General features: G+C 69.2%; 20 protein-coding genes. 12 read left to right on the forward strand and 8 right to left on the reverse strand.

Going from position 1 to position 22,297, the window contains the following annotated elements; translation table 11 throughout:
• Positions 1-35 precede the first annotated feature (35 nt).
• From GQQ93_RS04485 to GQQ93_RS04495, 3 genes are all read left to right on the forward strand, one after another.
• On the forward strand, positions 36-2,249 hold the full coding sequence (locus GQQ93_RS04485; RefSeq protein ID WP_157423039.1) for an alpha-galactosidase: 2,214 nt from the start codon (positions 36-38) through the stop codon (positions 2,247-2,249).
• Positions 2,246-3,121, forward strand: a complete 876-nt coding sequence (locus GQQ93_RS04490) for a DMT family transporter (RefSeq protein ID WP_157423040.1) — start codon at positions 2,246-2,248, stop codon at positions 3,119-3,121. Before GQQ93_RS04485 ends, GQQ93_RS04490 begins: the two co-directional genes overlap by 4 nt.
• 102 nt (positions 3,122-3,223) lie before the next feature.
• Entirely contained in the window at positions 3,224-3,856 is a 633-nt protein-coding gene (locus GQQ93_RS04495; protein ID WP_157423041.1) for a VOC family protein, read from the forward strand.
• A 93-nt stretch (positions 3,857-3,949) separates the two neighbouring features.
• On the opposite strand, the gene GQQ93_RS04500 is transcribed toward GQQ93_RS04495, so the two are convergent.
• Positions 3,950-4,285, reverse strand: a complete 336-nt coding sequence (locus GQQ93_RS04500; protein ID WP_157423042.1) for a DUF3467 domain-containing protein — start codon at positions 4,283-4,285, stop codon at positions 3,950-3,952.
• 355 nt (positions 4,286-4,640) lie between these two features.
• Here GQQ93_RS04500 and cls point away from each other — a divergent pair, with 355 nt between their 5' ends.
• Together cls and GQQ93_RS04510 are read left to right on the forward strand one after the other, a co-directional pair.
• Positions 4,641-6,113, forward strand: a complete 1,473-nt coding sequence (gene cls, locus GQQ93_RS04505; RefSeq protein WP_376862976.1) for a cardiolipin synthase — start codon at positions 4,641-4,643, stop codon at positions 6,111-6,113.
• A gap of 61 nt (positions 6,114-6,174) precedes the next feature.
• The gene (locus tag GQQ93_RS04510; protein ID WP_157423043.1) at positions 6,175-7,236 is read left to right on the forward strand and encodes a hypothetical protein; all 1,062 of its coding nucleotides are present in this window, start codon (positions 6,175-6,177) and stop codon (positions 7,234-7,236) included.
• A gap of 107 nt (positions 7,237-7,343) precedes the next feature.
• Here the strand turns inward: GQQ93_RS04510 and GQQ93_RS04515 are convergent, their stop codons facing one another.
• Genes GQQ93_RS04515 through GQQ93_RS04525 form a run of 3 tightly spaced genes read right to left on the reverse strand, consistent with a single transcriptional unit; the run spans position 7,344 to position 9,192 of the window.
• Positions 7,344-8,084: a hypothetical protein gene (locus tag GQQ93_RS04515; RefSeq protein ID WP_157423044.1), complete on the reverse strand. Its 741-nt coding sequence runs from the start codon at positions 8,082-8,084 to the stop codon at positions 7,344-7,346.
• Positions 8,081-8,842, reverse strand: a complete 762-nt coding sequence (locus GQQ93_RS04520) for a hypothetical protein (RefSeq protein WP_157423045.1) — start codon at positions 8,840-8,842, stop codon at positions 8,081-8,083. Before GQQ93_RS04520 ends, GQQ93_RS04515 begins: the two co-directional genes overlap by 4 nt.
• On the reverse strand, positions 8,839-9,192 hold the full coding sequence (locus tag GQQ93_RS04525; protein WP_157423046.1) for a PadR family transcriptional regulator: 354 nt from the start codon (positions 9,190-9,192) through the stop codon (positions 8,839-8,841). Before GQQ93_RS04525 ends, GQQ93_RS04520 begins: the two co-directional genes overlap by 4 nt.
• Before the next feature lie 126 nt (positions 9,193-9,318).
• Between GQQ93_RS04525 and GQQ93_RS04530 the strand changes: the two genes are divergently transcribed.
• From GQQ93_RS04530 to GQQ93_RS04560, 7 genes are all read left to right on the forward strand, one after another.
• Positions 9,319-10,482 carry a DUF4232 domain-containing protein gene (locus GQQ93_RS04530; RefSeq protein ID WP_157423047.1) on the forward strand — a complete coding sequence of 388 codons (1,164 nt, stop codon included), beginning with the start codon at positions 9,319-9,321 and terminating at the stop codon, positions 10,480-10,482.
• A gap of 169 nt (positions 10,483-10,651) precedes the next feature.
• Positions 10,652-13,858, forward strand: coding sequence for an ABC transporter permease family protein (locus tag GQQ93_RS04535; RefSeq protein WP_157423048.1), 3,207 nt, complete (start codon positions 10,652-10,654; stop codon positions 13,856-13,858).
• 901 nt (positions 13,859-14,759) lie between these two features.
• On the forward strand, positions 14,760-15,725 hold the full coding sequence (locus tag GQQ93_RS04540) for a PstS family phosphate ABC transporter substrate-binding protein (protein WP_157423049.1): 966 nt from the start codon (positions 14,760-14,762) through the stop codon (positions 15,723-15,725).
• 8 nt (positions 15,726-15,733) lie between these two features.
• The gene (gene pstC, locus GQQ93_RS04545) at positions 15,734-16,720 is read left to right on the forward strand and encodes a phosphate ABC transporter permease subunit PstC (RefSeq protein ID WP_157423050.1); all 987 of its coding nucleotides are present in this window, start codon (positions 15,734-15,736) and stop codon (positions 16,718-16,720) included.
• Between the two features lie 2 nt (positions 16,721-16,722).
• The gene (pstA, locus tag GQQ93_RS04550; protein WP_157423051.1) at positions 16,723-17,634 is read left to right on the forward strand and encodes a phosphate ABC transporter permease PstA; all 912 of its coding nucleotides are present in this window, start codon (positions 16,723-16,725) and stop codon (positions 17,632-17,634) included.
• Positions 17,635-17,723: 89 nt separating this feature from the next.
• On the forward strand, positions 17,724-18,494 hold the full coding sequence (gene pstB, locus GQQ93_RS04555) for a phosphate ABC transporter ATP-binding protein PstB (RefSeq protein ID WP_246192126.1): 771 nt from the start codon (positions 17,724-17,726) through the stop codon (positions 18,492-18,494).
• Positions 18,491-19,267 carry a winged helix-turn-helix transcriptional regulator gene (locus tag GQQ93_RS04560; protein WP_157423053.1) on the forward strand — a complete coding sequence of 259 codons (777 nt, stop codon included), beginning with the start codon at positions 18,491-18,493 and terminating at the stop codon, positions 19,265-19,267. Before pstB ends, GQQ93_RS04560 begins: the two co-directional genes overlap by 4 nt.
• A 3-nt stretch (positions 19,268-19,270) precedes the next feature.
• Here the strand turns inward: GQQ93_RS04560 and GQQ93_RS04565 are convergent, their stop codons facing one another.
• The 4 genes from GQQ93_RS04565 to GQQ93_RS04580 form a co-directional block, all read right to left on the reverse strand.
• Entirely contained in the window at positions 19,271-20,236 is a 966-nt protein-coding gene (locus GQQ93_RS04565; protein WP_157423054.1) for an arsenate reductase/protein-tyrosine-phosphatase family protein, read from the reverse strand.
• Positions 20,237-20,239: 3 nt separating this feature from the next.
• Positions 20,240-20,563, reverse strand: a complete 324-nt coding sequence (locus GQQ93_RS04570) for an ArsR/SmtB family transcription factor (protein WP_157423055.1) — start codon at positions 20,561-20,563, stop codon at positions 20,240-20,242.
• Positions 20,564-20,649: 86 nt separating this feature from the next.
• Positions 20,650-21,636 (reverse strand): thioredoxin-disulfide reductase, encoded by a 987-nt coding sequence (trxB, locus tag GQQ93_RS04575; protein ID WP_157423056.1) that lies wholly within the window; start codon positions 21,634-21,636, stop codon positions 20,650-20,652.
• Complete coding sequence (locus tag GQQ93_RS04580; protein WP_246192083.1) at positions 21,633-22,295, reverse strand: arsenate reductase ArsC; 663 nt, start codon at positions 22,293-22,295, stop codon at positions 21,633-21,635. Before GQQ93_RS04580 ends, trxB begins: the two co-directional genes overlap by 4 nt.
• Between the last annotated feature and the right edge of the window lie 2 nt (positions 22,296-22,297).

Genomic DNA, 22,297 nt, shown 5'->3' on the forward strand with positions numbered 1-22,297 from the left:
CACTACTCCGAAGCCCTGCTTGAAAGGAATCTTGAATGACTGAAACCCCCGACTTCGGCGTCGTGTTGCGCGCGGGCGGCGTCGCCCTCGTGCTCGACCTCAGCGACGGCGGCCTGCCCGCCGTGGTGCACTGGGGAGCCGACTACGGCGCGCTCGACGGCCGGGGGTACGCCGCGCTCCTCCGGAGCGGGGTGCTTCCGGTCGCCGCGAGCGAGGTCGACCTGCCGGTGCGCATCGCGATCCTCCCCGAGCACGCGCGCGGCTGGATGGGGCGCCCAGGGCTCAGCGGCTCGAGGGCCGGTGCCGCCTGGTCGCCGCTCTGGCGAGTCACGGGGGCGACGCTCGACGGCGCGGTGCTCGACGTGGCATCCGCTCGCACCGTCGTGAACCACGGCGCCGGAACGCTCGTCGTCACCGCGGTCGACGACGACGCCCGGCTCGCGGTGACGCTGACGATCGAGCTCAGCGAGGCCGGCATCGTGCGGGCGCGCGCCGAGCTCGAGAACCTCGGCGACGAGGCCTACCAGATCGACGAGCTCCTGCTCTGCCTGCCGACGCCGGCCATCGCGAGCGAGGTGCTCGACTTCGCCGGCCGCTGGGGCGGCGAACGCGCACCGCAGCGCCGCGCCATGGCGATCGGCGCCCATCGGCGCGAGGGGCGTCGCGGCCGCACGGGACTCGATGCGCCGATGATCCTCTCGGTGGGCACGCCGGGCTTCGGGTTCGGCAACGGCGAGGTCTGGGGCATCCACACCGCCTGGTCGGGCAACCACGTGCACCAGGTCGAGCGCGTGCTGAGCGGCGAGCAGCTGCTCGGCGGCGGCGAGCTGCTGCTTCCGGGCGAGGTGAGCCTCGCGCGGGGCGAGCGCTACGAGAGCCCGTGGGTGTACGGCATCTACGGCGTCGGGCTCGACGACTCGGCGAGACGGATGCACCGACACCTCCGTGCACGTCCGCAGCACCCGCGTTCGGCCCGGCCCGTCACCCTCAACGTGTGGGAGGCGGTCTACTTCGACCACGACCTCGACACCCTCCTCGAGCTCGCCGACCGGGCGGCCGAGCTCGGCATCGAACGCTTCGTGCTCGACGACGGATGGTTCGGCGCCCGCCGCAACGACCGGGCGGGGCTCGGCGACTGGACGGTCTCGAGCGAGGTCTGGCCGAACGGGCTGCACCCGCTCGTCGACCGCGTGCGCGGGCTCGGCATGGAGTTCGGCCTCTGGTTCGAACCCGAGATGGTGAACATCGACTCCGAGCTCGCCCGCACCCACCCCGAGTGGATCATGGCGACCGGCGGCCGGCTGCCGGTCGAGTCGCGGCACCAGCAGGTGCTGAACCTCGGCATCCCCGAGGCCTACGCCTACGTCCGCGATGCCATGTGCGCCATCCTCGACGAGTACGACATCGCGTACATCAAGTGGGACCACAACCGCGACCTCGTCGACGCCGGCACGCAGCCGTTCGGACGGGCGGGCGTGCACGAGCAGACGCTCGCCTTCTACCGGCTCGTCGACGAGCTGAAGGCGCGCTACCCCGAGCTCGAGATCGAGTCGTGCTCGTCGGGCGGCGGGCGCGTCGACCTCGGCGCCCTCGACCGCACCGACCGCATCTGGGTCTCCGACAACAACGACCCGATCGACCGGCAGCAGGCGAACCGGTGGACGACCCAGCTCGTGCCGCCGGAGCTGATGGGAACCCACATCGCCTCGGGTGCCTCGCACATCACCAATCGGCTCCACGCGCTCTCCTTCCGGGCGATCACCGCGCTGTTCGGGCACCTCGGGGTGGAGTGGGACCTGCGCACCTCCGACCCGGTCGAGCTCGCCGAGCTCGGCGACTGGATCCGGCTGCACAAGGCGAACCGCGAGCTGCTGCACGGCGGCGAGCTCGTGCGCCTCGACCACCCCGACCGCACCGTCTCGGTCAACGGCGTCGTCGCGGCAGACGGCTCGGCCGCCCTCTTCGCGTACGTGTCGCTCGCCCGCGCGTCGGTGGCGAGCCCCGGCCGCATCCGCCTGCCAGGGCTCCTGCCGGGCGCCGTCTACCGGATGGAGCCGGCGCTCATCGGCGGCGTGCCGCACGGCGCCGACCCGGCCCCGTGGTGGGAGGAGGGCCCGCTCGAGCTGAGCGGCGCGGCGCTCGCCTCGGTCGGCGTCGTCATGCCGGCCCTGCGCCCCGAGCAGGCGGTGCTGCTGCGCGTCGACCGCGTCGACGACGACGGGCGGGACTCGCACGGTTCCGCCACATGAGCGGAGGCATCGTGCTCGCCGTGCTCGGCGCGGCGCTGCTGCACGGCAGCTGGAACGCGATCGCCAAGGCGATTCCGGCCCGGCTCGTCTCCTCGGCGCTCATCGGTGTGGTCTACCTGCTGGTGGGGGCGATCGGATGCCTCGTCTTCCCGCTCCCGCCGCAGGAGGTCTGGCCGTACCTCCTGATCTCCGCCGCCGTGCAGACCGCGTACCTCGTGCTGTTGACCGCGGCCTACGCGAAGACCGAGTTCGGTCGCACCTATCCCCTCACCCGCGGCATCGCCGTGCTCGGCATCGCGCTGATCTCGACGGTCTTCCTCGGCGAGCGGATGACGCCGGCCCAGATCGGCGGCGTGGCGGTCGTCGCCATCGCGCTCTTCGCGCTGTCGTGGTCGCCGAAGGGTCGGGGCGGGAGCGGGAACGGGAGCGGGAGCGGGGGCGGCGCGGCCGGCACGCTCATGGCGGTCGCGGTCGGCATCACGATCACCGCGTACTCGGTGATCGACGGGATGGGCGTGCGGATCTCGGGGGAGCCGTTCGGCTACGCGTCGTGGCTGTTCCTCCTGCAGGGCATCTCGATCCCGCTCGTCTGCCTCGTGCTCTCGCGCGACAAGGTCGAGATGCTCCGCGGGATGCGACGGCACGCGCCGATGGGCGCGCTCGGCGGCATCCTCTCGCTCGTGGCGTACACGATCGTGGTGTGGGCGCAGTCGCTCGCGCCGCTCGCGGTCGTCTCGGCGCTGCGCGAGACCGGGGTGCTCGCGGCCGGGGCGATCGGCTACCTCGTGTTCCGCGAGCCGTTCAGCCGGTGGCGGATGACGGCGACGGCGTGCGCGGTCGCCGGCATCGTCGCGATCCGGCTCGGGGGATGACGGCGGGCCGGCGACGGTCTCGCCGGCATCGCCGCACCCCGCCGGATCATCGGTCAGGATTCGAGAAGCAGCCCGACGGGGCCCCGAAATAGCGTGAACGACATGAACACGATCACCGCATCCACCGCCATCGACTCCATCGTCATCGAGGCCGCCGACCCGGCCGCGGCCGAGCGCTTCTACGCCGAGGCCTTCGGCCTCGGCGCCCGCATCCGCGTGCGTGCGACGGACTCGCCGTCCACCGGGTTCCGCGGATACGTGGCCTCGCTCGTCGTCTCGCAGCCCGCAGCCGTGCGTCGTCTCGTCGCCGCGGCGGTCGCCGCCGGCGCCACCGTCGTGAAGCCCGTCGCGAAGTCGATGTGGGGCGTCGGCGGCGTCGTGCAGGCGCCCGACGGCAGCGTCTGGAAGATCGCGACCTCCGCGAAGAAGGACACCGCGCCCGACACCGGCGAGATCGAGCGGATCGTGCTGCTGCTCGGCGGCGACGACATCCTCGCGAGCAAGCGCTTCTACGTCGAGCAGGGCTTCCGCGTCGGCAAGAGCTTCGGCCGCAGCTACGTCGAGTTCGAGAACCAGGGCGGAGCGATCCAGCTCGGCCTCTACCGCCGTGGCCCGCTCGCGAAGGACGCCGGGGTCCCCGAGGAAGGTTCGGGCTCGCACCGCCTCGTCCTCGTCGGGGGCGACTCGACCACGACCGACCCCGACGGGTTCGAGTGGGAGCCCGCCGGGCGTTGAGCCCCCGACCGCTTCGACGCTCGGTGCCGCCTCGCGGCGCCGAGCGTCGTTCCATGCCGGCCGGGCGGATCGGTGGCGGCTGCGGCGCTGCCTCTACCCCGCCGAGTGCCCGCCGTCGAACAGGGGCCGCTCGGGCGGCTTGCGCCCGGTCTCCTGCTCCCACGCCTCGAGCTGCTGGGTGAGCGCCTTGGCGAGTTCGAACACCTGCTCGGGTGGAATGCGGATCCGGCTCACGATCTGGCCCGGCACGGCGACCTCGCGCGTCCCGTCGGCGGCTTCGACGGTGGCGGGCGGCTGCGTCAGCGCGACGTAGTCCATGACGAAGACGTTCGGCGTGTGCCAGACCCGCGCGAAGTCGGCGAACACGCCCTGTGCCCGGGCGGCCGGCAGTTCGATCTGGAATCTGCGCGGGAGGTGCTCGTCGTTCATGGTGCTCCTTCGCGATCACTCTGCGACATGACGCCGCACGTCGTCGCATTCTCGCCGAGCTCCGGTGGCGCGACAAGCGGGCGAGCGCGTGGCGCTGGCAAGGTGGTGGGGTGGATGCCACGGACGAGCCCCAGGAGATCGAACTCTCCGGCGGCAACATGGAGCCCGCGGATCGCGGGGGCGCGCACCCGATCGTGAACTGAGCCGAACGCATCCGGGTCGCGCGTCGCCGCGCGAATCCCGGGAAGGGCGCGTGAACGTCGCTATCGTGGAGGCGACCCGCAGGCGAGCCGACCGACGGGCGGCGCCCCTCGAGGAGGACCATGTCCCGCGAACTCTCCGACGGTGTCGGCTCGTGAACATCGATCCCGCGGTCGTCACGACCATCGCGCTCGTCGTCGCCGACTGGACCATCCGCATCGTCGCGCTCATCGTCATCCCGCGCGACCGCAAGCCGACCGCCGCGATGGCGTGGCTGCTCGCCGTCTTCCTCATCCCGTTCGTCGGCGTCGCCCTCTACCTCCTCATCGGCAACGTGCGCCTGCCGAAGCGGCGCATCGAGCGCCAGCGCGAGATCGACGCCGAGATCGCCGCGCGCACCGTCGACCTCGCGCCGGTCGACGGGCGTGACGAGTGGCCGGCCGCGTTCCGCTCGATCACCGAGCAGAGCCGCGTGCTCACCGAACTGCCGGCCGTCGGGGGCAACAACGCCGAGCTCATCGGCGACTACCAGGCCTCGATCGATCGCATGGCCGCCGAGATCGACACCGCCAGGCACTTCGTGAACATCGAGTTCTACATCGTGGCCTTCGACGAGACGACGCGCGGGTTCTTCGCCGCGATGGAGCGCGCGGTGGCGCGCGGCGTCGCGGTGCGACTGCTCGCCGACCACGTGGCATCCCGCCGGGTGACCGTGGCCGACGCGACCGCCGCCGAGCTCGACCGCATCGGGCTCGAGTGGCACTATATGCTGCCGGTGCGCCCGTTGAAGGGCCAGTTCCAGCGGCCCGACCTGCGCAACCACCGCAAGCTCGTCGTCGTCGACGGGCGCGTCGCGTTCACTGGATCGCAGAACCTCATCTCGCGCGACTACGACTCGCCGAAGAACCAGAAGCGCGGGCTCATGTGGCAGGAGCTCGTCACCCGCGTCACCGGTCCCGTCGTGGCATCCGTGAACGCCGTCTTCTGCTCGGACTGGTACATGGAGACGGGGGAGTCGCTCATCGAGACCGCCCACGTGCCGGCCGCCGAGGTCGAAGCCGACGGCGGCCCGGGCGCCCTCGTCTGCCAGATCGTGCCGAGCGGTCCGTCGTTCGCGCAGGAGAACAACCTGCGGCTCTTCCTCTCGCTCGTGAACTCGGCGCAGGAGCGCGTGATCATCACGAGCCCCTACTTCGTGCCCGACGAGGCGATGATGTACGCCATCACCTCCGCCCGCTACCGCGGCCTCGAGGTGCAGCTCTTCGTCTCGGAGATCGGCGACCAGGGGTCGGTGTGGCATGCGCAGCGCTCGTACTACGCGCCGCTGCTCGAGGCCGGCGTGCGCATCTTCCAGTACCCCGGCCCCTACATCCTGCACTCGAAGCACCTCTCGATCGACGACGAGGTCGCGGTCATCGGCTCGAGCAACATGGACATCCGCTCGTTCAACTTGAACTTCGAGATCTCGATGCTCGTGCACGGCGCCTCGTTCGTGCGCGACATGCGCGAGGTCGAGCAGGGGTACCGCTCGATCAGCCGCGAACTCACCCTCGAGGAGTGGCGGCAGGAGCCCGCGACCGCGACGTTCCTCGACGGGGTGGCGCGGCTGACGTCGGCGCTGCAGTAGGGCGGATGCCGCGGGGCGCGGGCCGCTCGCGACGACCCGCGATGCGTGGCAGGCTCGGTGCATGGATCGCAGGGACCTGCCGCAGATCGGACCGCTCGAGGTCGAGCCCGAAGCGATCGAGGCGCACGGCGAACCGCTGGACGGGCTGCTTGCGCGGCTCGGGGCGGTCGTGCCCGACGCGCAGCTGTCGACCGGTGCGTCCGGTGGAGCAGCCGTGGCTCGCGGCGAGACGCCGCCGATGCCGGGCGAGGGGTGGAGGGTGCTCCACACCGACCGCGCGGTCGTCCTCGGCGCGCCGATCGATGACGCCCGACGGTTCTGGCGTCTCGCCAGCCTGCAGCAGCCCTCATCGCAGCGGCCCTCATCGCAGCAGCCGAACGCCCGGTTCGACCTGCACCCCGACCGCCATCCGCTTCGGCCGAGTCGCGCTGAACGGGGCCGGGGCCTCGTGCTGCGCTGGCCCGGCGTGACGACCTCGGCGCCTGACGTCGACTCGCTCTGGATCGACATCGTGAACGAGGGTGACGCGCCATGGGTTCCGAACGGCGACGGGTTCCACGTCGCAGCCGCGGTCGTTCGACCGGATCGCGACCGTGGCGTGTACTTCGGATTCGTCGCCGGTCATGACGGCGCGTTCCCCCTCGATCCGGGCGAGTACGGGCGGGTGCGCGCGCACTTCGACCAGAGCTCGCTCGACGGACTCGAGCCCGGCGAGGTGGAGGTGCACGCCTGGCTCATCGACCTCTCCATACGCACGAGCGAGCCGCTCCTGGTGCGCGTCGAGCCCGAGACGATCGAGCGCCGCCGCAATGCGGTACTCGATGCGCGCCCTGGGCCCTCGCGGGATGCCGCCGAGCAGACGCGCACGCGGATCGCCCTGCTGCGTACACTCGTCGGCGCGCGCGAGATGCTCCCCGAGCTCATCGACGCGCTCGACGGGCCGGGCGACCGCGAGCAGGGAATCGCGCGCATCGCCGAGGTGCTGGGCTGCACGCCCGACGAGGCTCGCGGCGTCGCCGCAATGCCGCTCGCGCGTTTCGGGCGCGCACAGCGCGAGTCGATGTCGGCAGAGCTGCGGGAACTCGAGCAGGTGCTCGGAAAGCTCGAGGAACGGGACCGGTGAGTCGGCCGGTCGCTCATCGGCGCCGAAGCGACCGCTGATCGCGGGGAGTTCGACGCCTGCAGGGCGGCGGAGCTGCGAGCGTCGAGCTCGGTGTCGCGGGCGCCAGGTCAGTGCATGTTGTCGTTGCCGGTGACATGGGTGGCGTAGCCCGCGCACCCCGCATCCTCCCAGCGATAGGCGGCCCCTGCGCCGGTGTCGCCCCACATCGCGAGCTCCCACGCGGCGGTGCCGTCGTCATCGACGCCGAAGCCGTGTTCGGTCATGCACGCGTCGACCTCTGCCTGGTAGACCGCGGCGGCCTCCTCCCAGGTGAGTGCTTCGGGGTCGGGCTCGGGCAGGGGCGCTGACAGCGGGGTCCCTGCTGCGCGTGCGACGGCGACCGCGTGATCGCCGACCCCGAGGCATCCACGTCGCTCCCACTCGGAAGCGGGGACCGACCAGCCGTCGCGCTGCTCGCCGTAGTAGGCGTTCAACCAGATGACCGACTGTTCGAAGCTCAGCCCCCTGGGCTGCTTGTTCTGGTTCAGCCATGGCGCGGCGGGCAGGTACTCGACGCCCTGCCCGCTCATGCACTCGGCGATGACCTGCTCGCGGCCCATGTACTCCGAGCGCTCCTCGGTCGACTCGAGCTCAGAGCTGAACGGCTCGACGACCACGACATCGTCGTCGGTCGATGCGCTCGCCGCGGCGGCGTCGAGCCCGCCCGACACACCCGCCGACTGGACCTCGCCGAACGGCGGTTCGAACGGCGCGACTCCGTACGCACCGGCGACGGTGAGCCCGGCGGCGGCGGCGCACACGACGAGGCCGCCGATCGCGAGGGGGGCCAAGAGTCGTCTGAGGTTCATCGCGACCCCTCGTCGGGCTCGGGGGCAGCGGGCGTCGGTGCCGCCCACCACGCGCTCATCGAGAGGAAGAAGAGCACCGCCGCGCCCGTCGCCACCCGGTTCAAGAGCACCATCTGCGCGGTCGACGACGCGAAGAACTCGGTGAACGTCACGCTCGTGTCGACGAGCGCGTACGTGCCGAAACGGATGAGCAGATAGGCCGCGACCGCGAGCACGAGCCCCGCGAAGCCGCGATGTCGCGCGACCATGAGCAGCCACGAACCGACGAGGGCGAGCACGAGGCCCACCGCCGTGAGCTCGGCCACGTCGGCCGCGCCGTGCCAGTCGCCGAGCAGCACGCTGCGCGCAACCCGCCAGACGACGAACACACCCCATGCCACGAGCGCGATCGCGGCGAGGTGCGCGAGCGCCGGCATCGCGAGCGGGAACGTGCCCCGCGGGGCACCGAGCGCGCCGCCGCGCAGACGAGCGCCGCGCCAGGCGAGGTCGGCGGGGATGCCGCGGATCGCCCGGCCGAGGATCGATGCGGTCGCGCCCGCCCCCGAGTGCGCGCGCTCCTCGAAGAGGTCGGAGGCGAGCTCGGCCCGACGACCGGCGGCGACCTCGTCGGGCAGGTCGGCGGTGTACCAGCGGCACCAGCCGATCACGGCGGCGTCGATGCGCCCGGCCGCGGGGTGCAGCGGGCGAGCGGATGCCTCGAGCCCGAGTGCTCGGTCGGCTTCGAGCGCTCCCTCGGGCTCGAGCCTGGCGTCGCTCATGCGAACGCCGACCGGGGGCTGGGTGCAGGCGCGGTGCGCTGCTCGGTCTCGGTGCGACACGCGGCCACGCCGGCGCCGGTCACCCGGTAGAGCCGCCGTCGTGGGCGGCCTTCTGCCGCGGCGATCGCGGGATCCTCCCACTCGGATTCGACCAGGCCGCGCTCGGCGAGGCGACCGAGCGCCTTGTAGAGCGTGCCGTGGGCGGTGAGTGCCGAGGCTCCGGAACGGTCGGCGATGCGCTTCGCGAGAGCGAATCCGTAGAAGTCGCCGCCGTCGGCCTGAAGTTCGATACCCGCGCCGAGGATGTCGACCTCGAGGTCGACCAGTCGGCCTTCTCGTCTGCGTGGCATGGAGCCAGTATAGGAAGATATCCCCGAGACGTATAGGAAGATATCGGACTTCCTATAGGAAGATATCTGCCCATATGCTAGCGTCCCCCTCGAGCCGCCTGAACGGGCGGCGCAGAAGGGAACGACATGAACACCAAGAGGGTGATGTTCCAAGCGGTCGCCGGCGTGGCGTTGACGGTGATGCTCACCGGGGGATCAGCGCTCGTCGCGGGCGCGCTCGACGTCGGCGGCGCGAAGACGCCGGCCGCAGCATCCGCGCCTGCCGCGGCATCGCCGGCCGTCGACATCGTGACGGCCGACGCCCGCGCGACCTCCGCCGCAGTGACGGCGGCGAACGCGAATCGGGGGCAGGCGGCAGCCCAGGTGCAGCAGAACGACCGCGCCGCACCGGCCGGCCCCGTCCACTGCGAAGACGTGCAGCTCACCATGGACTACGTGGAGCGCCCCGACCGCTCGACATCGACGACGAACGCCTTCGACCTCGTCTTCACGAACACCGCGTCGCAGCCGTGCTCGTTCGACGGGTGGCCGGGTCTCGTCGCAGAGGACGCCGAGGGCGCGACCCTGACCTGGGCGCTCGCCTCGGGAACGACGAGCACGCTGGCCGTGGTGCCCCCGAACGGCGGCCGTGCCGTCGCCGAGGGCACGGCCGAGCTTCCCGCCGCGATCGGGTGCGCCGAGGCGACCTCCGACCGTCTGCGCGCCTACATCTCGTCGGACGGCGCGGGCGGCGGCATCGTCGACGACGTGCAGCTCCCGGTCTGCATCGACGGAACCTGGACGCTGTCGCTCGGATCGCTGACCGCGCTCCACGGCGCACCCGGTGAGGTGACCACGCCGACCGAGCCCGAGCCGCAGCCCGAGCCTGAGCCGCAGCCGGTCAAGTGCCAGGACGAGCAGCTGAGCCTCGAGTTCGTCTCGCGGCCCGATCGCTCGGCCGACGGCGCGGAGGCGTTCGAGCTCGTCTTCACGAACGCGAGCGAGACGCCCTGTGCGATGTGGGGATGGCCCGGACTGGTCGTGGAGGCGGCCGACGGAACCCGCATCGGCTCGTCGTGGGCGGTCGGGGAGGACGACGAGCCGTTCGTCCTCGCGAACGGCGATGTCGCCACCGTGTTCGCCACCGCCCTCACTCCCAAGTCGTTGAGCTGCGAGGCGATCACCGCCGACCACGTGCGGGCGTACATCACCTCCGACGGTGCCGGGCCCGGCGTCGTCGCCGCTGCTCCGTTCGAGGTCTGCGCCGACGGCTCGAGCGTGCTCGAGATCGGGGCGCTCACCCCGGCCTGAGTGGGGTCGCACTGCAGGAACGGCGTCGCGAGTCCGCTCGCGGCGCCGTTCCTGCATCGGAGCCGACGTGAACGTCGCCGCAACCCTCGAACTGGGGCTATCTAACTCTGAGTCTTCCTCAGCAGTATCGGCAGTAGCAGCAGTATCGGTCTGAGCGGGGGCGACGACGATGGCTGACACGATCGCGAACGACACCGAAAGCGACCCTGACGCCGGCGACGATGTCGACGTCGGAGGCGATGGCGGCAGCGGCATCCCGGGCGACATCGCCGACATCACGAAGTGGGTCGGCAAGTGGCGCGCGCACGCCGTCGATCTCCTCCGTCTCGTCACGCTCACCCTCGTCGCACTGATCGCGCTCGCCGAGATCGACCGGCTCATCGCGGGCAGCCTCGGCACCGGTGAAGAACTGCGCGGAAGCAGCGCACCGCTCACGGGCGTGATCGGGCCCCTGTCGTTCTCGGATCGAGCCTCGTGGGAGATCTGGTTCGACAACGCGGCGACGCGAGGCTCGGTGGGCGGATGGATCATCGCCTCGGCGCTGATCGACGTCGCCTTCATCTACGCCTACGCCCGGTTCTTCCTGATGCTGATCGATTCGAAGCGCGTCACGGCCGACCGTCGGCCGACGCAGCTGGGCTTCCTCATCGTGCTGCTCATCGCGGACGGCGCCGAGAACGTGCTGCTCCTCCTCGGCGGCGGATCGCTCGTCCTGGGCATCGGACTCTCCGAAGAGGGGATCCTGCCAGTCCTGGTCGCGAGTGCGGCACTCGCGAAGTGGGTGGCCCTCGCGCTCCTCCTCGTCGCGCTCGCGCGCGATCCGAAGGTGCGGCACCTGACGTGGGCGGTGCTGCGCCGGCTCGCCCAGGCGTTCTGGCTGCACCGCCTCTCGGCGGTGCTCGTGGCGACCCTCTTCCTCGTCTCCTGCCTCCCGTTCGACGGCGTGCTCGACCAGCTGCCCGACATCCAGCGCCAATGGGTCACCACGGGCGCCTGGGGCCATGGTCTGATCGCCGCCCTCAGCATCGCGATCGCCTCCTTCGCGGCGTTCGGGCTGGGGCGCGCGCGCACGCGCGCCTTCATCGACGTCAACGTGCGGGAGTTGAAACGGTTCCGTGCACCGGTCACCACGTCCCTCGCATGGTGGGCGATCCCGGTGGTCATCTGGCTCGTCGTCGTGCTGTACTCCGTCATCACCGCAGGCGACTGGGCGATCCACTGGCCCGGCGCCGCGGTGTTCCTGGCGATCCCGATCGCGGTCTTCCTCCTCGCGTTGCTTCCGAAAGGGGCGCCTGAGCCGGAGGCGCGCCCCGACGCGCGAGTGCGGGCGCAATACGCCTGGCTCACGGGCGATGTGATCGCCGTGCTGCTCTGGGCGATCGCCGGACTCGGGCTCGTGCGCTCCCTCACCGGTCCGGTCTTCCTCGGCCCGGTCGCGGTGGCCGACACCGCACCCGACTGGGGCATCTGGTCGTGGGCGGTCGGAGCCCTCGCGGTCGGCGTGGCCGTCGCCATCGCGTCGCCGTGGCTGATGCTCCTCCTCACGAGGGCGCCCAAGTGGGCCGACCCGACCGAGTCGCTTGAGGTGCCCGCCCCGAAGATCTCGCTTCGCGAGCGCCGAACCTCGTCGAGCTGGCACACGTGGCGCTGGCACCGTCGTCGCCTCTGGGGGATCATGGCCGTCGGAGTCGCACTGCTCTTCGCGCTCCTGATCTGGCCGATCCAGATCGCGACCTTCATCGGTGCCGTCGCCACCACGGTCATCGCGCTCAGCGCGTGGGGTGCGGTGCTCGGCGCCTTCACGCTCGCCCTGCAGGACTACCTCCCGCCCGAGGTCTTCCTGCGGATGCGCCTGCGGGCTACGCCGGTGCTCACGCTCGCGATCACGATCCCGCTGGTCGCCGCGACCGTGTTCGCCCAGGTGCACTGGGGCGACCCATCGCTCCACGCCGTGCGGCAGGCGGGCAGCAGCGTCACGTCGGCATCGGATGGCGGTGGTGGGCGCCCGGGCTCCGATGCGCCGGAGGACACCTCGCGCACGAGCGTCGCGGATGACCCCGAAGCCTTCGACGACCTCGAGCGCGCCCTCACGGCGCAGGTGCAACGTCTCGGCCTCCAGCACTGCACTCTCGCCGAGTCCTCGGCGATCCCCGTCGTGATCTTCGTCGCCGAAGGCGGAGGCATCCGCGCCGCCTATTGGACCACTCGCGTGCTCGACGAGCTGCAGCGATCGGGCGGATGCTTCGCGAAGTCGACGCTGCTCTCGAGCGGAGTCAGCGGCGGTTCAGTCGGGCTGGCCCTCACGCACACCGCTGCCAGTCGAGTCGATGCCAAGGCCGCGCTGCTCGACGTGGCTTCGCCCGACACGGTCGCGACCGGCGTGACCGGCCTCTTGGTGGGCGACATGGTGGCCTCGGCGACCGGGGTGCGAGTGCCCTCGCTCGTCGGCGGCGAGTTCGGCTGGCGCGACCGGGCGGGCCTCATCGAGCTCACCTGGCAGCACGATATCGAGGCGTTGAAGAAGCCGGCGCGCATGTTCGCGGATCCCGTGGTCGGGCTACCCATCCTCAACTCGACGGATGCCGCGTCGAAATGCCGGGTGCCGGTCACCCGGCTGCCGATCGTCGGCGACGGCGACGGGTGCGCACAGCCGACCGGTGCGCCGGCGGCGACCATTCCGATGCTCGACGCGTGCGTGCGCTCGCTCGACTGGGCCTCGGCGGCGATGCTGTCGGCGCGCTTTCCCATCATCACGCCCGCCGGTCGACTCGGCGACCCCGACGGCGACGACGCGGGTGCCTGCGGGTTCACGACCCGGCAGCTCATCGATGGAGGTTATGCCGAAGGATCGGGCCTCGGCACCGCCGCCGATCTCGCGCCGCTCATCGCCTCCACCGTGCGCGAGAGGAACGCCACCGGGCAGCGCGACGCGTTCCTCGTGCCGATCCTCGTCTTCGCCCAGAACTCGGCCGGCTACGACCTCGCCGACGATCTGCGCGGCGTCTCGGCGGAACCGCTGGTGCCCCTGGTCGGCACGGCGGCCGAATCGACGCTGACCGCGAAGAGCAGCTGGGTGCAGCGCATCTCGACCGCGTTCTCGCAGGTGTGCCCGTCGCGTGCCGAGGCGGGCGAGACACGGGCAGCGGCCTGCGCCGAGGCGCTCGCCTCGGTGCAGGCGGCGCTTCCGGCGCAGTTCGTCGCGGTCGCCCCATCGACGAAGCCGACGGTGGTGCCGCCGCTCGGCTGGGCCCTGTCGTCGTTCAGCATCGACAGCCTCGAGCGATCACTGCAGGACCAGCTCGACGGTCGCGTCGAGGGTCGGGCCGACCTCAAGGGGCTGCTCGAGTTGAGCCCGTCGCCGAGCGGCGACGAGTGATCGACCATCGCAGGGCCGGCGTGGGTCGCGAGTGGTCGGCGGCGGAGAGCAGAAGGCCCCCGGTCTCCCGGAGGGTTCGATGGTGGCTCCGACCGGCATCGATCCGGTGACCTTTCGATTTTCAGTGAGCCTGGGCGGTTTTTGCTCAATTCTTATGGACATGATATCGCGCTGATCAGGGATTCTTCTGAATGGTCACAGTTGGTTTCAGTTCGTTTTCCCACACTTAATGGCACATTAATGGCACAGATTTGGCACAAGATCGGGGCGGCGGGACCACGTCAGCGAACGATCCGAGCCGACCAAGTCGGGGCCGGATGCCTCGTCCGTGTGTCGGGCAGTTTGGGACGCTCACCTCGGTCGCAGGGCCCTGCGACGATACCGGCTCGGTGGCGCGCAGTTGTTCTTCGAGCTGGGAGGCGCACTCGAATAATCCGACGGTGCGAGCCCTTCGTCACGCCGCTCGACGCGAATGTGCGTGGGTGCTCGAGGTGCCGCGCGGCCACGAGGCTGGCGAGCGACGGGATCGAGGCAAGGTTTACCCCGATACCGTGTTGCGGTTGGCGTCCCCGTGCGTGCGTCTTCATCCGGCGGGGGTAAACGGGCCGCCTCAAGCCTCTTTGCGTGAACTTGAATCGCCAGCGGCAGCCCGCAGCCCGACCGGCAATCGGGCGTCCCAGCGAATCCGCTTGCTGACGTCCCATAGCGGGCCGGACATCGGGAGCAGATCCGTGAGTCACCACCTCCCATCCGACCGAGTTGGAGACGGTCGCGCACATGTAGACGAACAGAAAGCTGCCGTTCACCACGCGTTCATTTAGACGACCTTCTATATGTTGTGCCGGGTTCGACCGGCATCACATTCATCGATGAGGCGAAATCCTCTCCCGGAAGGATCACAGTGTCTTACCGTTCTCTCAAGCTCGCGGGGCTCAGCGCCACCATCGCTGTCGCCGCCCTTGTTCTCACCGCGTGTGGCGGACAGCCCGCCGCCGGCGGCGACTCGGCCGATGGAGGGGTCAGCGGCTCAGTCGTCGCCGACGGCTCATCGACCGTCGCCCCGCTCACGGAGGCCGCCGCGGACTTCTTCCGCGACGAAGCCCCCGACGTCAACGTCACGGTCGCCACCTCCGGCACCGGCGGCGGGTTCGCAAAGTTCTGCGCCGAGGAGACAGACATCTCCAACGCCTCACGCCCGATCAAGGACGAAGAGATCACCCTCTGCGAAGAGGCCGGTATCGAGTACACCGAGATCGTCATCGCGAACGACGGCCTCTCAGTCGTCGTGAACCCCGAGAACGACTTCGCCAAGTGCCTGACCGTCGAACAGCTCAACACCATCTGGGGCCCGGAGGCCGAGGGCACGGTCACGAATTGGAACCAGGTCGACCCGTCGTTCCCCGACCTCGAGCTCGCGCTGTTCGGTGCCGGCACCGATTCGGGCACGTTCGACTACTTCACCGACGCGATCAACGGCGAAGAGGGCGCGATCCGCACGGACTACAGCCCCTCCGAGGACGACAACATCACCGTGCAGGGTGTCGCGGGTGATGAGGGCGCGATCGGGTTCCTCGGTCTCTCGTACGTCGAGGAGAACCCCGACTCGATGAAGGCTGTCGAGGTCGACGGCGGTGCAGGCTGCGTCGCTCCGACCGCGGAGACCGTGCAGGACGGCACCTACTCGCCCCTCGGCCGCGAACTGTTCATCTACGTGAACAACGCCTCGTACGCCGAGAAGCCGCAGGTCAAGTCGTTCGTCGACTTCTACGTCGAGTCCGAGGCCGAGGTCGCCGAGGCGGCGCTCTTCATCGGTCTGACCGAGGAGCAGAAGACCACGGCTCAGGACGAGCTCGCGACCCTCGGCTGACGACGCTGATGCTGGCCAACACCACGGCCTCGGACACCGAGGCCACCACGACCGCCAGCACGGGCGGCCCGACGACTCCGTCGGGCCGCCCGCCTCGGTCATCGCTCGCAGGGCGTGCACGGCCAGGCGAGGCAGTCATCAAGCTCGTGCTCCGTCTCGCGGCAGCCGTCGCGGTCCTCACCACCATCGGCATCGTCATCGCCCTGCTGGTGCCCGCCATCGGATTCTTCCGCGAAGTGCAGGTCTTCGACTTCCTCTTCGGCGATCGATGGGCGCCGCGATTCGCGGATGCATCCTTCGGCGTCATCCCGCTTGTCACCGCCACGCTCTGGACTACTGCGATCGCTTTGCTTGTCGCCGTGCCGCTCGGCCTCGGCGCCGCGATCTTCCTCTCCGAGTACGCGCGCCCGAGGGTACGGAACACGCTGAAGCCGATCCTCGAGTTGCTCGCGGGAATTCCGACCGTCGTCTATGGGCTCTTCGCACTCCAGTTCATCCAGACGACCGTGTTCCGTGAATGGCTGCGGCTGGACACCGGCGCGTTCAGCGTCCTCGCGGCCGGCCTCGTCATGGGCGTCATGATCATCCCAACCGTGGCGTCCATCTCTGAGGACGCCATGTCGGCCGTGCCGATGTCGCTTCGTCAGGGCTCGTTCGCGCTCGGCGCGAACCGCATGCAGACCAGCCTGCGCGTCGTGTTTCCCGCTGCACTCTCCGGCGTTATGGCCGCCGTCGTCCTCGGCATCTCCCGCGCCGTCGGCGAGACGATGATCGTGGCGATCGCTGCCGGCAGCCAGGCTCGCATCGTCACCGGACCCCTCGAGCAGGGGCAAACCATGACCGGATTCATCGCGAACGCTGCTCTCGGCGACTCCCGGGTCGGCTCGCTCGAGTACGACACGCTCTACGCCGTCGGCCTGCTTCTGTTCCTGATCACGCTGATCGTGAACTTCATCAGCATCCGACTCGTCCGCCGATTCCGACAGGCCTACTGACCATGCGAACACTCCAGGACTCCCTCGCCGGTGCGCCGACGATGCCCCTCAAGACCGGCAAGGCACACGGTGAGCGTCGAGCCGGCCCGCTCATCTTCCTGATCGTGCTCTGGCTCAGCCTTGCGGTCGCGGTGATCTTTCTCCTCACGCTCATCGTGAACCTCCTCCTCGAGGGCGGGAGCCGGTTCGGGATGCCGCTGTTCACCGAGTACCCGTCCTCCTCTCCCGACCGTGCCGGTGCACGCCCGGCGATTCTCGGGTCGATCTGGGTGATCGCCACCACGGCGCTGCTCACCATCCCCCTTGGTGTCGCCGCCGCGCTGCACCTCGAGGAGTTCGCCGACAAGAAGCACTGGTTCAACCGGATCATCGAGCTGAACGTGCAGAACCTCGCCGCGGTTCCCTCGATCGTCTACGGTCTGCTCGCTCTCGCGTTCCTCGCGCTGATCGGGGTGCGTGACAAGAACATCGTCATCGGCGGCGCGCTTGCCCTGAGCCTGCTCATCCTTCCGGTGATCATCATCGCCACCCGCGAGGCGATCCGCGCGGTGCCCTCTGAGATCCGCGACGGCTCTCTTGCCCTCGGCGCGACCAAGTGGCAGACCACCTGGCGACAGGTCCTCCCGGCATCGGTACCGGGTATCGCGACCGGCTCCATCCTCGCCCTCTCGCGCGCGCTTGGCGAGGCGGCACCGCTCCTGCTTCTCGGCGCGCTCGTGTTCGTCAGCTTCGACCCCAATGGCCTGCTCAGCGGCTTCACGACCCTCCCGATCCAGATCTTCAACTGGACGGGGCGCCCGCAGGAGGGGTTCCACGAACTCGCCGCCGCGGCGAGCATTCTCCTCCTCGGCCTCCTGCTCCTCATGAACGGGCTCGCCATCTTCATCCGCAACCGATACCAGAAACGGTGGTAATCCACATGGCCAGCGCTCCCGACAACGCACCCATGCACCTGCACGCCACGCACCCCGGCCAGGTCCCCGACTACATCGCCCGGCCCATCATGCGCGTCGAGAACGTGGACGTCTACTACGGTGACTTCCGCGCCGTGACCGAAGTGAACCTCGAATTCGGCCTCCACGAGATCACCGCACTCATCGGCCCGTCCGGATGCGGCAAGTCGACCCTTCTACGCTCACTCAACCGCATGAACGACCTCATCGACGGCGCCCGAGTCGACGGTGAGATCCTCTTCCACGGCGAGAACATCTACAGCAAGGGCGTCGACCCGATCGAGGTTCGCCGTCGCATCGGAATGGTGTTCCAGAAGCCCAACCCCTTCCCGAAGTCGATCTACGACAACATCGCCTATGGGCCCCGGGTCACCGGCATGAAGGTGGAGTCCATGGACGACCTCGTCGAGGAGTCGCTCACCCGCGCGGCGCTCTGGGACGAGGTCAAGGACAAGCTCAAGCAGTCGGCCATCGGCCTGTCAGGTGGGCAGCAGCAGCGTCTTTGCATCGCCCGAGCGATCTCCGTACGCCCGGACGTGATCTTGATGGATGAGCCGTGCGCGTCGCTGGACCCCATCGCGACCATGCGCATCGAGGACCTCATGCAGGAGTTGCGGGAGCAGTACACGATCGTGATCGTCACGCACAACATGCAGCAGGCAGCACGGGTCGCGGACCGCACCGCATTCTTCACCGCTCAGGTGTCGGAGGGGACCGGGGCACGCACTGGAGTGCTCGTCGAGTACGGCACCACGACCCAGATCTTCGAGGATCCGAACGATCAGCGCACCGAAGACTACATCTCCGGTCGTTTCGGATGAGCACCGTCAGCCCAGGGCAGGCCACCGCGTCCCTCGCGAACGATTTCGCGTACGCGCACCCTGGAGCGTCGAAGCACTCGATCGGCGCCCCCCGGTGGCCGGCTCGCGTCCTGTTCATCGAATCCCGATCCTCTCCGGGCTATCCTGCGGAGTCCTTCGAAACCCACGGATTCGAGATCCAGGGCTACAGCGATGCCATCGGCGCCCTCCTGGCCGTCAGGCTCGAGGAGCCAGCCGCGATCGTCGCCCCGACCGACATGATCAACGTCGACTTCCTCAGTTTCATCGAAGCGATGACGGTGTGGAGCGAAGTCCCTGTGATCGTCGGCATCGCCAGTCATGCGGGGGCCACCGACCTTGCCTATGAGGCCATCGATCGGGGTGCGCGATCGATTCTCGCCTTGCCGTGCCGGGCGGACCAGCTCGTCGCGGCTGTCCGCGCGTGCGGAATCCGATCAGATGTGACCGCGCGCCCGATCGAGATCGGCAGATTGCTCGTCGATCCGCAGGCGTTCAAATGCACGATCAACGGGCGCACGGTGCCGCTCACCGCACGCGAGTTCCTGTGCATGCACCACCTGATGCTGGCTTCACCTCGAGTGGTCAGCGTCGAGGAACTCACTCGTGCCCTGACCACCTATGACGAAGGCAGTATCTCCGCTACCCGCGTCCTCGTGACCCGTGTGCGGAAGAAGTTCGCAGCGGCCTCTCCAGGCTCGGCGAAGGTTCTCGAGACGATTCGCGGCATCGGATATCGGATCGCTGCCGAGTAGTCCTCACCGGAGATCGAGACTCGCCATCAGCGCTTCGACATGCGTCCGGACTTCATCGCGGATGCGGCGGACCTCGTCGATCGGCAGGCCGAGCGGGTCCGGGATCTTCCAGTCCATGTATTGGCGCCCTGGATATACCGGGCACGCGTCGCCACAACCCATGGTGACGATCACGTCAGCGGCCTGCACGACCTCATCGGTCAACGGTTTGGGGAACTCCGCAACGGTCGGGACGCCGATCTCTCCGAGCGCCTCCGCCACCACCTGATCGATCGCGTCGGCCGGCTTGGAACCGGCGGTCCGGACATGCACACGCTCGCCGGCGAGGGTGCGGAGCAGCCCGGCCGCCATCTGAGAACGGCCCGAGTTCTGCACGCAGACGAAGAGCACCTCCGGGACGCCGGTCAGATCGAATCCTTGCGCTGACGCAAGGGCACCGAGCCGGTCAGTTGCAAACCTGCTGGTCAACGACGGAAGATGCCGAGTCGTCTTCGCCCGCGAGTACAGCAACTGGTAGCTCTCAGCGACATACCGCTCAACCGTCTCCCGCGAGAACTGGGCGCTGAACCGGTAGGCGAGACGATCTGCGATGCGCTGAATGACCGACGGGAGTGCGCTCACGTCGATCTCTCCACCGGCGGGTTCCACCGGTTCATAGATGGGTTTTCCCGCGAGAAGGCGTCCAAACCGAACCCACGCCTCAGCGGACGGAATCAACTGGGATGCAGACGCCCCGGGCCGTGGCACCAGCAACCCAGACTCTTCCAGCACCCCGAGGTGCGCGAGGACGGATCCGGCGTCGACTTCAAGCTGCGCCCCCAACTCTGTCGGGCTCCAGGGCCGATCTGGATCGCTTGCGAGGATGCTCAGCAAGCGGAGTCGAACCGGGTCTGCGAGCGCCGTGATCTGTATGGCGCGGCTCTCTGCTGATGCCGCATCCAGAGGTCCAGGCGAGCCGGGCGCGCTCATACGTCACCGCAGCAGGTCGTCGATCTCCGTCGCGCGATCCGCGACCACGGAGAACCAGACATGCTTGCCGCGCTGGTCGCGGACGAGAAGACCATCGTCGACCATGATTCGCAGGTGATGGCTGACCGTCGGTTGCGTGAGCTGCAAGCGATCGGCGAGTTCGCCCCCGGTCGCTTCTGCGTTGGGACTGCTTCGGATGAGGCTGAGGAGCTGCAAGCGGGTCGGATCTGCGATCGCACGAAGGGTACGAGCAAGCGATTCTGCAGCTTCCCGGTCGAGCGCCGTGGACGGCTGTCCCTGCGGGATCCGGAGCGGACGGGCACCCATATGTCGAATTCTACCGGAGCGGCCACGCCCCGGCCGTCGGACCCACGCGACGATGCCGCGATCGCGGCCGTGACCCTGCCCATGTCCTAGGACGTCTCGAGGATGATCGCTGCTTGTTCCTCCACCGGCTCGGCGAGCCCGTGCGCGGCGAGGTAGTGCTCGGCGTCGAGGGCCGCGGCGCATCCGGTGCCTGCGGCCGTGATGGCCTGACGGTAACGCTTGTCGACCAGGTCACCGCACGCGAAGACGCCCTTGAGGTTCGTGTGGGTCGACGGATGTGCCACCTTCACGTAGCCGTCGTCGTCGAGGTCGACCTGGCCGGCGACGAGCTCGCTGCGCGGGTCGTGCCCGATCGCGATGAACAATCCGGTCGCGTCGAGCGCGGCATCCTCACCGGTCGTGGTGTCGCGGAGTCGGAGACGCTCGAGGCCGTCGTCGCCTTCGACGGCGATGACTTCCGCGTTCCAGTAGGGGCGGATCTTCGGGTTGGCGAAGGCGCGTTCCTGCATGATGCGCGAGCCGCGGAGCGAGTCACGGCGATGCACGAGGGTGACGGAGTCGGCGAAGCGAGTGAGGAACATGGCCTCCTCGAGCGCGGAGTCGCCGCCGCCGACGACGGCGATGTCCTTGCCCTTGAAGAAGAACCCGTCGCAGGTCGCGCACCAGGAGACGCCGCGGCCCGTCAGCCGTTCCTCGCCCTCGATGCCGAGCTTGCGGTAGGCCGAGCCCATCGCGAGGACGACGGCGTGGGCGCGGTATTCGACGCCGTTGATGGTGCGGATGGTCTTGACTGCGCTGGTGAGTTCGACTTCGGTGGCGTCGTCGTAGACGATGCGGGCGCCGAAGCGTTCGGCCTGTTCGCGCATCTGGTCCATGAGTTCGGGGCCCATGATGCCCGTGGAGAAGCCGGGGTAGTTCTCGACTTCGGTCGTGGTGACCAGGGCGCCGCCGGCTTCGACCGAGCTCGCGAGCACGACGGGAGACAGGCCGGCGCGGGCGAGGTACACGGCCGCTGTGTATCCAGACGGGCCGGAGCCGATCACGACGACGTTCTCAATGGACTGCTCGCTCATGAAACGACCTCCAAGGTCTGCAGCAGGTCTTCGATGTGGGCACGAATCTCCTCGCGGACCCGCCGGACGTCATCGAGCACGAGATGCTCAGGGTCATCGAGGTGCCAGTCAAGGTACTGCTTGCCCGGATAGATCGGGCACGCGTCACCGCAACCCATCGTGACCACGACATCTGCGGCCTGCACCACGTCATCGGTCAGCGGCTTCGGGAACTCTCGGCTCGAGTCGAGCCCAAGTTCGTTGAGCACCACCACCACGGCAGGATTCAGTTCGGCGGCCGGCATCGAACCCGCCGATCGCACGTGCACCCGATCACCGGCGATGCTGTGCGTCAGCACAGCTGCCATCTGGGAACGGCCGGAGTTCTGCTCGCAGACGAACAGCACCTCCGGCACATCGTGGGCGAGCGCGCCTTTCGCCTGGGCGAGGGCAGTCAAGCGGTCGGTCGCGAATCGTCGGACGTTGTTGGTGAGGTGAGCCTTGACGGTCGCGGTGCGCAGTAGGGCGGTGTACGACTCGAGCACGTACCGCTCAACCGTTTCGCCGTTGAAGGTGCCGTCGAAGCGCTCGGTCAATTGGAGCGCGAGATCGTGAAGGTAGCGCTCCGGATAGCTGATACCTGGCATACCCCGCCGACCGGAGGTGTCGAGTCCGGACATGG

It is taken from the genome of Agromyces lapidis, assembly GCF_009749405.1.
GTDB classification, from domain to species: domain Bacteria; phylum Actinomycetota; class Actinomycetes; order Actinomycetales; family Microbacteriaceae; genus Agromyces; species Agromyces lapidis.

Bases quoted from the DNA above. Each gene is read 5' to 3' on its own strand.
- GQQ93_RS04485 (WP_157423039.1), top strand. From the start codon at position 36: ATGACTGAAACCCCCGACTTCGGCGTCGTGTTGCGCGCGGGCGGCGTC.
- GQQ93_RS04490 (WP_157423040.1), top strand. From the start codon at position 2,246: ATGAGCGGAGGCATCGTGCTCGCCGTGCTCGGCGCGGCGCTGCTGCAC.
- GQQ93_RS04495 (WP_157423041.1), top strand. From the start codon at position 3,224: ATGAACACGATCACCGCATCCACCGCCATCGACTCCATCGTCATCGAG.
- GQQ93_RS04500 (WP_157423042.1), bottom strand. From the start codon at position 4,285: ATGAACGACGAGCACCTCCCGCGCAGATTCCAGATCGAACTGCCGGCC.
- GQQ93_RS04510 (WP_157423043.1), top strand. From the start codon at position 6,175: ATGGATCGCAGGGACCTGCCGCAGATCGGACCGCTCGAGGTCGAGCCC.
- GQQ93_RS04515 (WP_157423044.1), bottom strand. From the start codon at position 8,084: ATGAACCTCAGACGACTCTTGGCCCCCCTCGCGATCGGCGGCCTCGTC.
- GQQ93_RS04520 (WP_157423045.1), bottom strand. From the start codon at position 8,842: ATGAGCGACGCCAGGCTCGAGCCCGAGGGAGCGCTCGAAGCCGACCGA.
- GQQ93_RS04525 (WP_157423046.1), bottom strand. From the start codon at position 9,192: ATGCCACGCAGACGAGAAGGCCGACTGGTCGACCTCGAGGTCGACATC.
- GQQ93_RS04530 (WP_157423047.1), top strand. From the start codon at position 9,319: ATGAACACCAAGAGGGTGATGTTCCAAGCGGTCGCCGGCGTGGCGTTG.
- GQQ93_RS04535 (WP_157423048.1), top strand. From the start codon at position 10,652: ATGGCTGACACGATCGCGAACGACACCGAAAGCGACCCTGACGCCGGC.
- pstC (WP_157423050.1), top strand. From the start codon at position 15,734: ATGCTGGCCAACACCACGGCCTCGGACACCGAGGCCACCACGACCGCC.
- pstA (WP_157423051.1), top strand. From the start codon at position 16,723: ATGCGAACACTCCAGGACTCCCTCGCCGGTGCGCCGACGATGCCCCTC.
- pstB (WP_246192126.1), top strand. From the start codon at position 17,724: ATGCGCGTCGAGAACGTGGACGTCTACTACGGTGACTTCCGCGCCGTG.
- GQQ93_RS04560 (WP_157423053.1), top strand. From the start codon at position 18,491: ATGAGCACCGTCAGCCCAGGGCAGGCCACCGCGTCCCTCGCGAACGAT.
- GQQ93_RS04565 (WP_157423054.1), bottom strand. From the start codon at position 20,236: ATGAGCGCGCCCGGCTCGCCTGGACCTCTGGATGCGGCATCAGCAGAG.
- GQQ93_RS04570 (WP_157423055.1), bottom strand. From the start codon at position 20,563: ATGGGTGCCCGTCCGCTCCGGATCCCGCAGGGACAGCCGTCCACGGCG.
- trxB (WP_157423056.1), bottom strand. From the start codon at position 21,636: ATGAGCGAGCAGTCCATTGAGAACGTCGTCGTGATCGGCTCCGGCCCG.
- GQQ93_RS04580 (WP_246192083.1), bottom strand. From the start codon at position 22,295: ATGTCCGGACTCGACACCTCCGGTCGGCGGGGTATGCCAGGTATCAGC.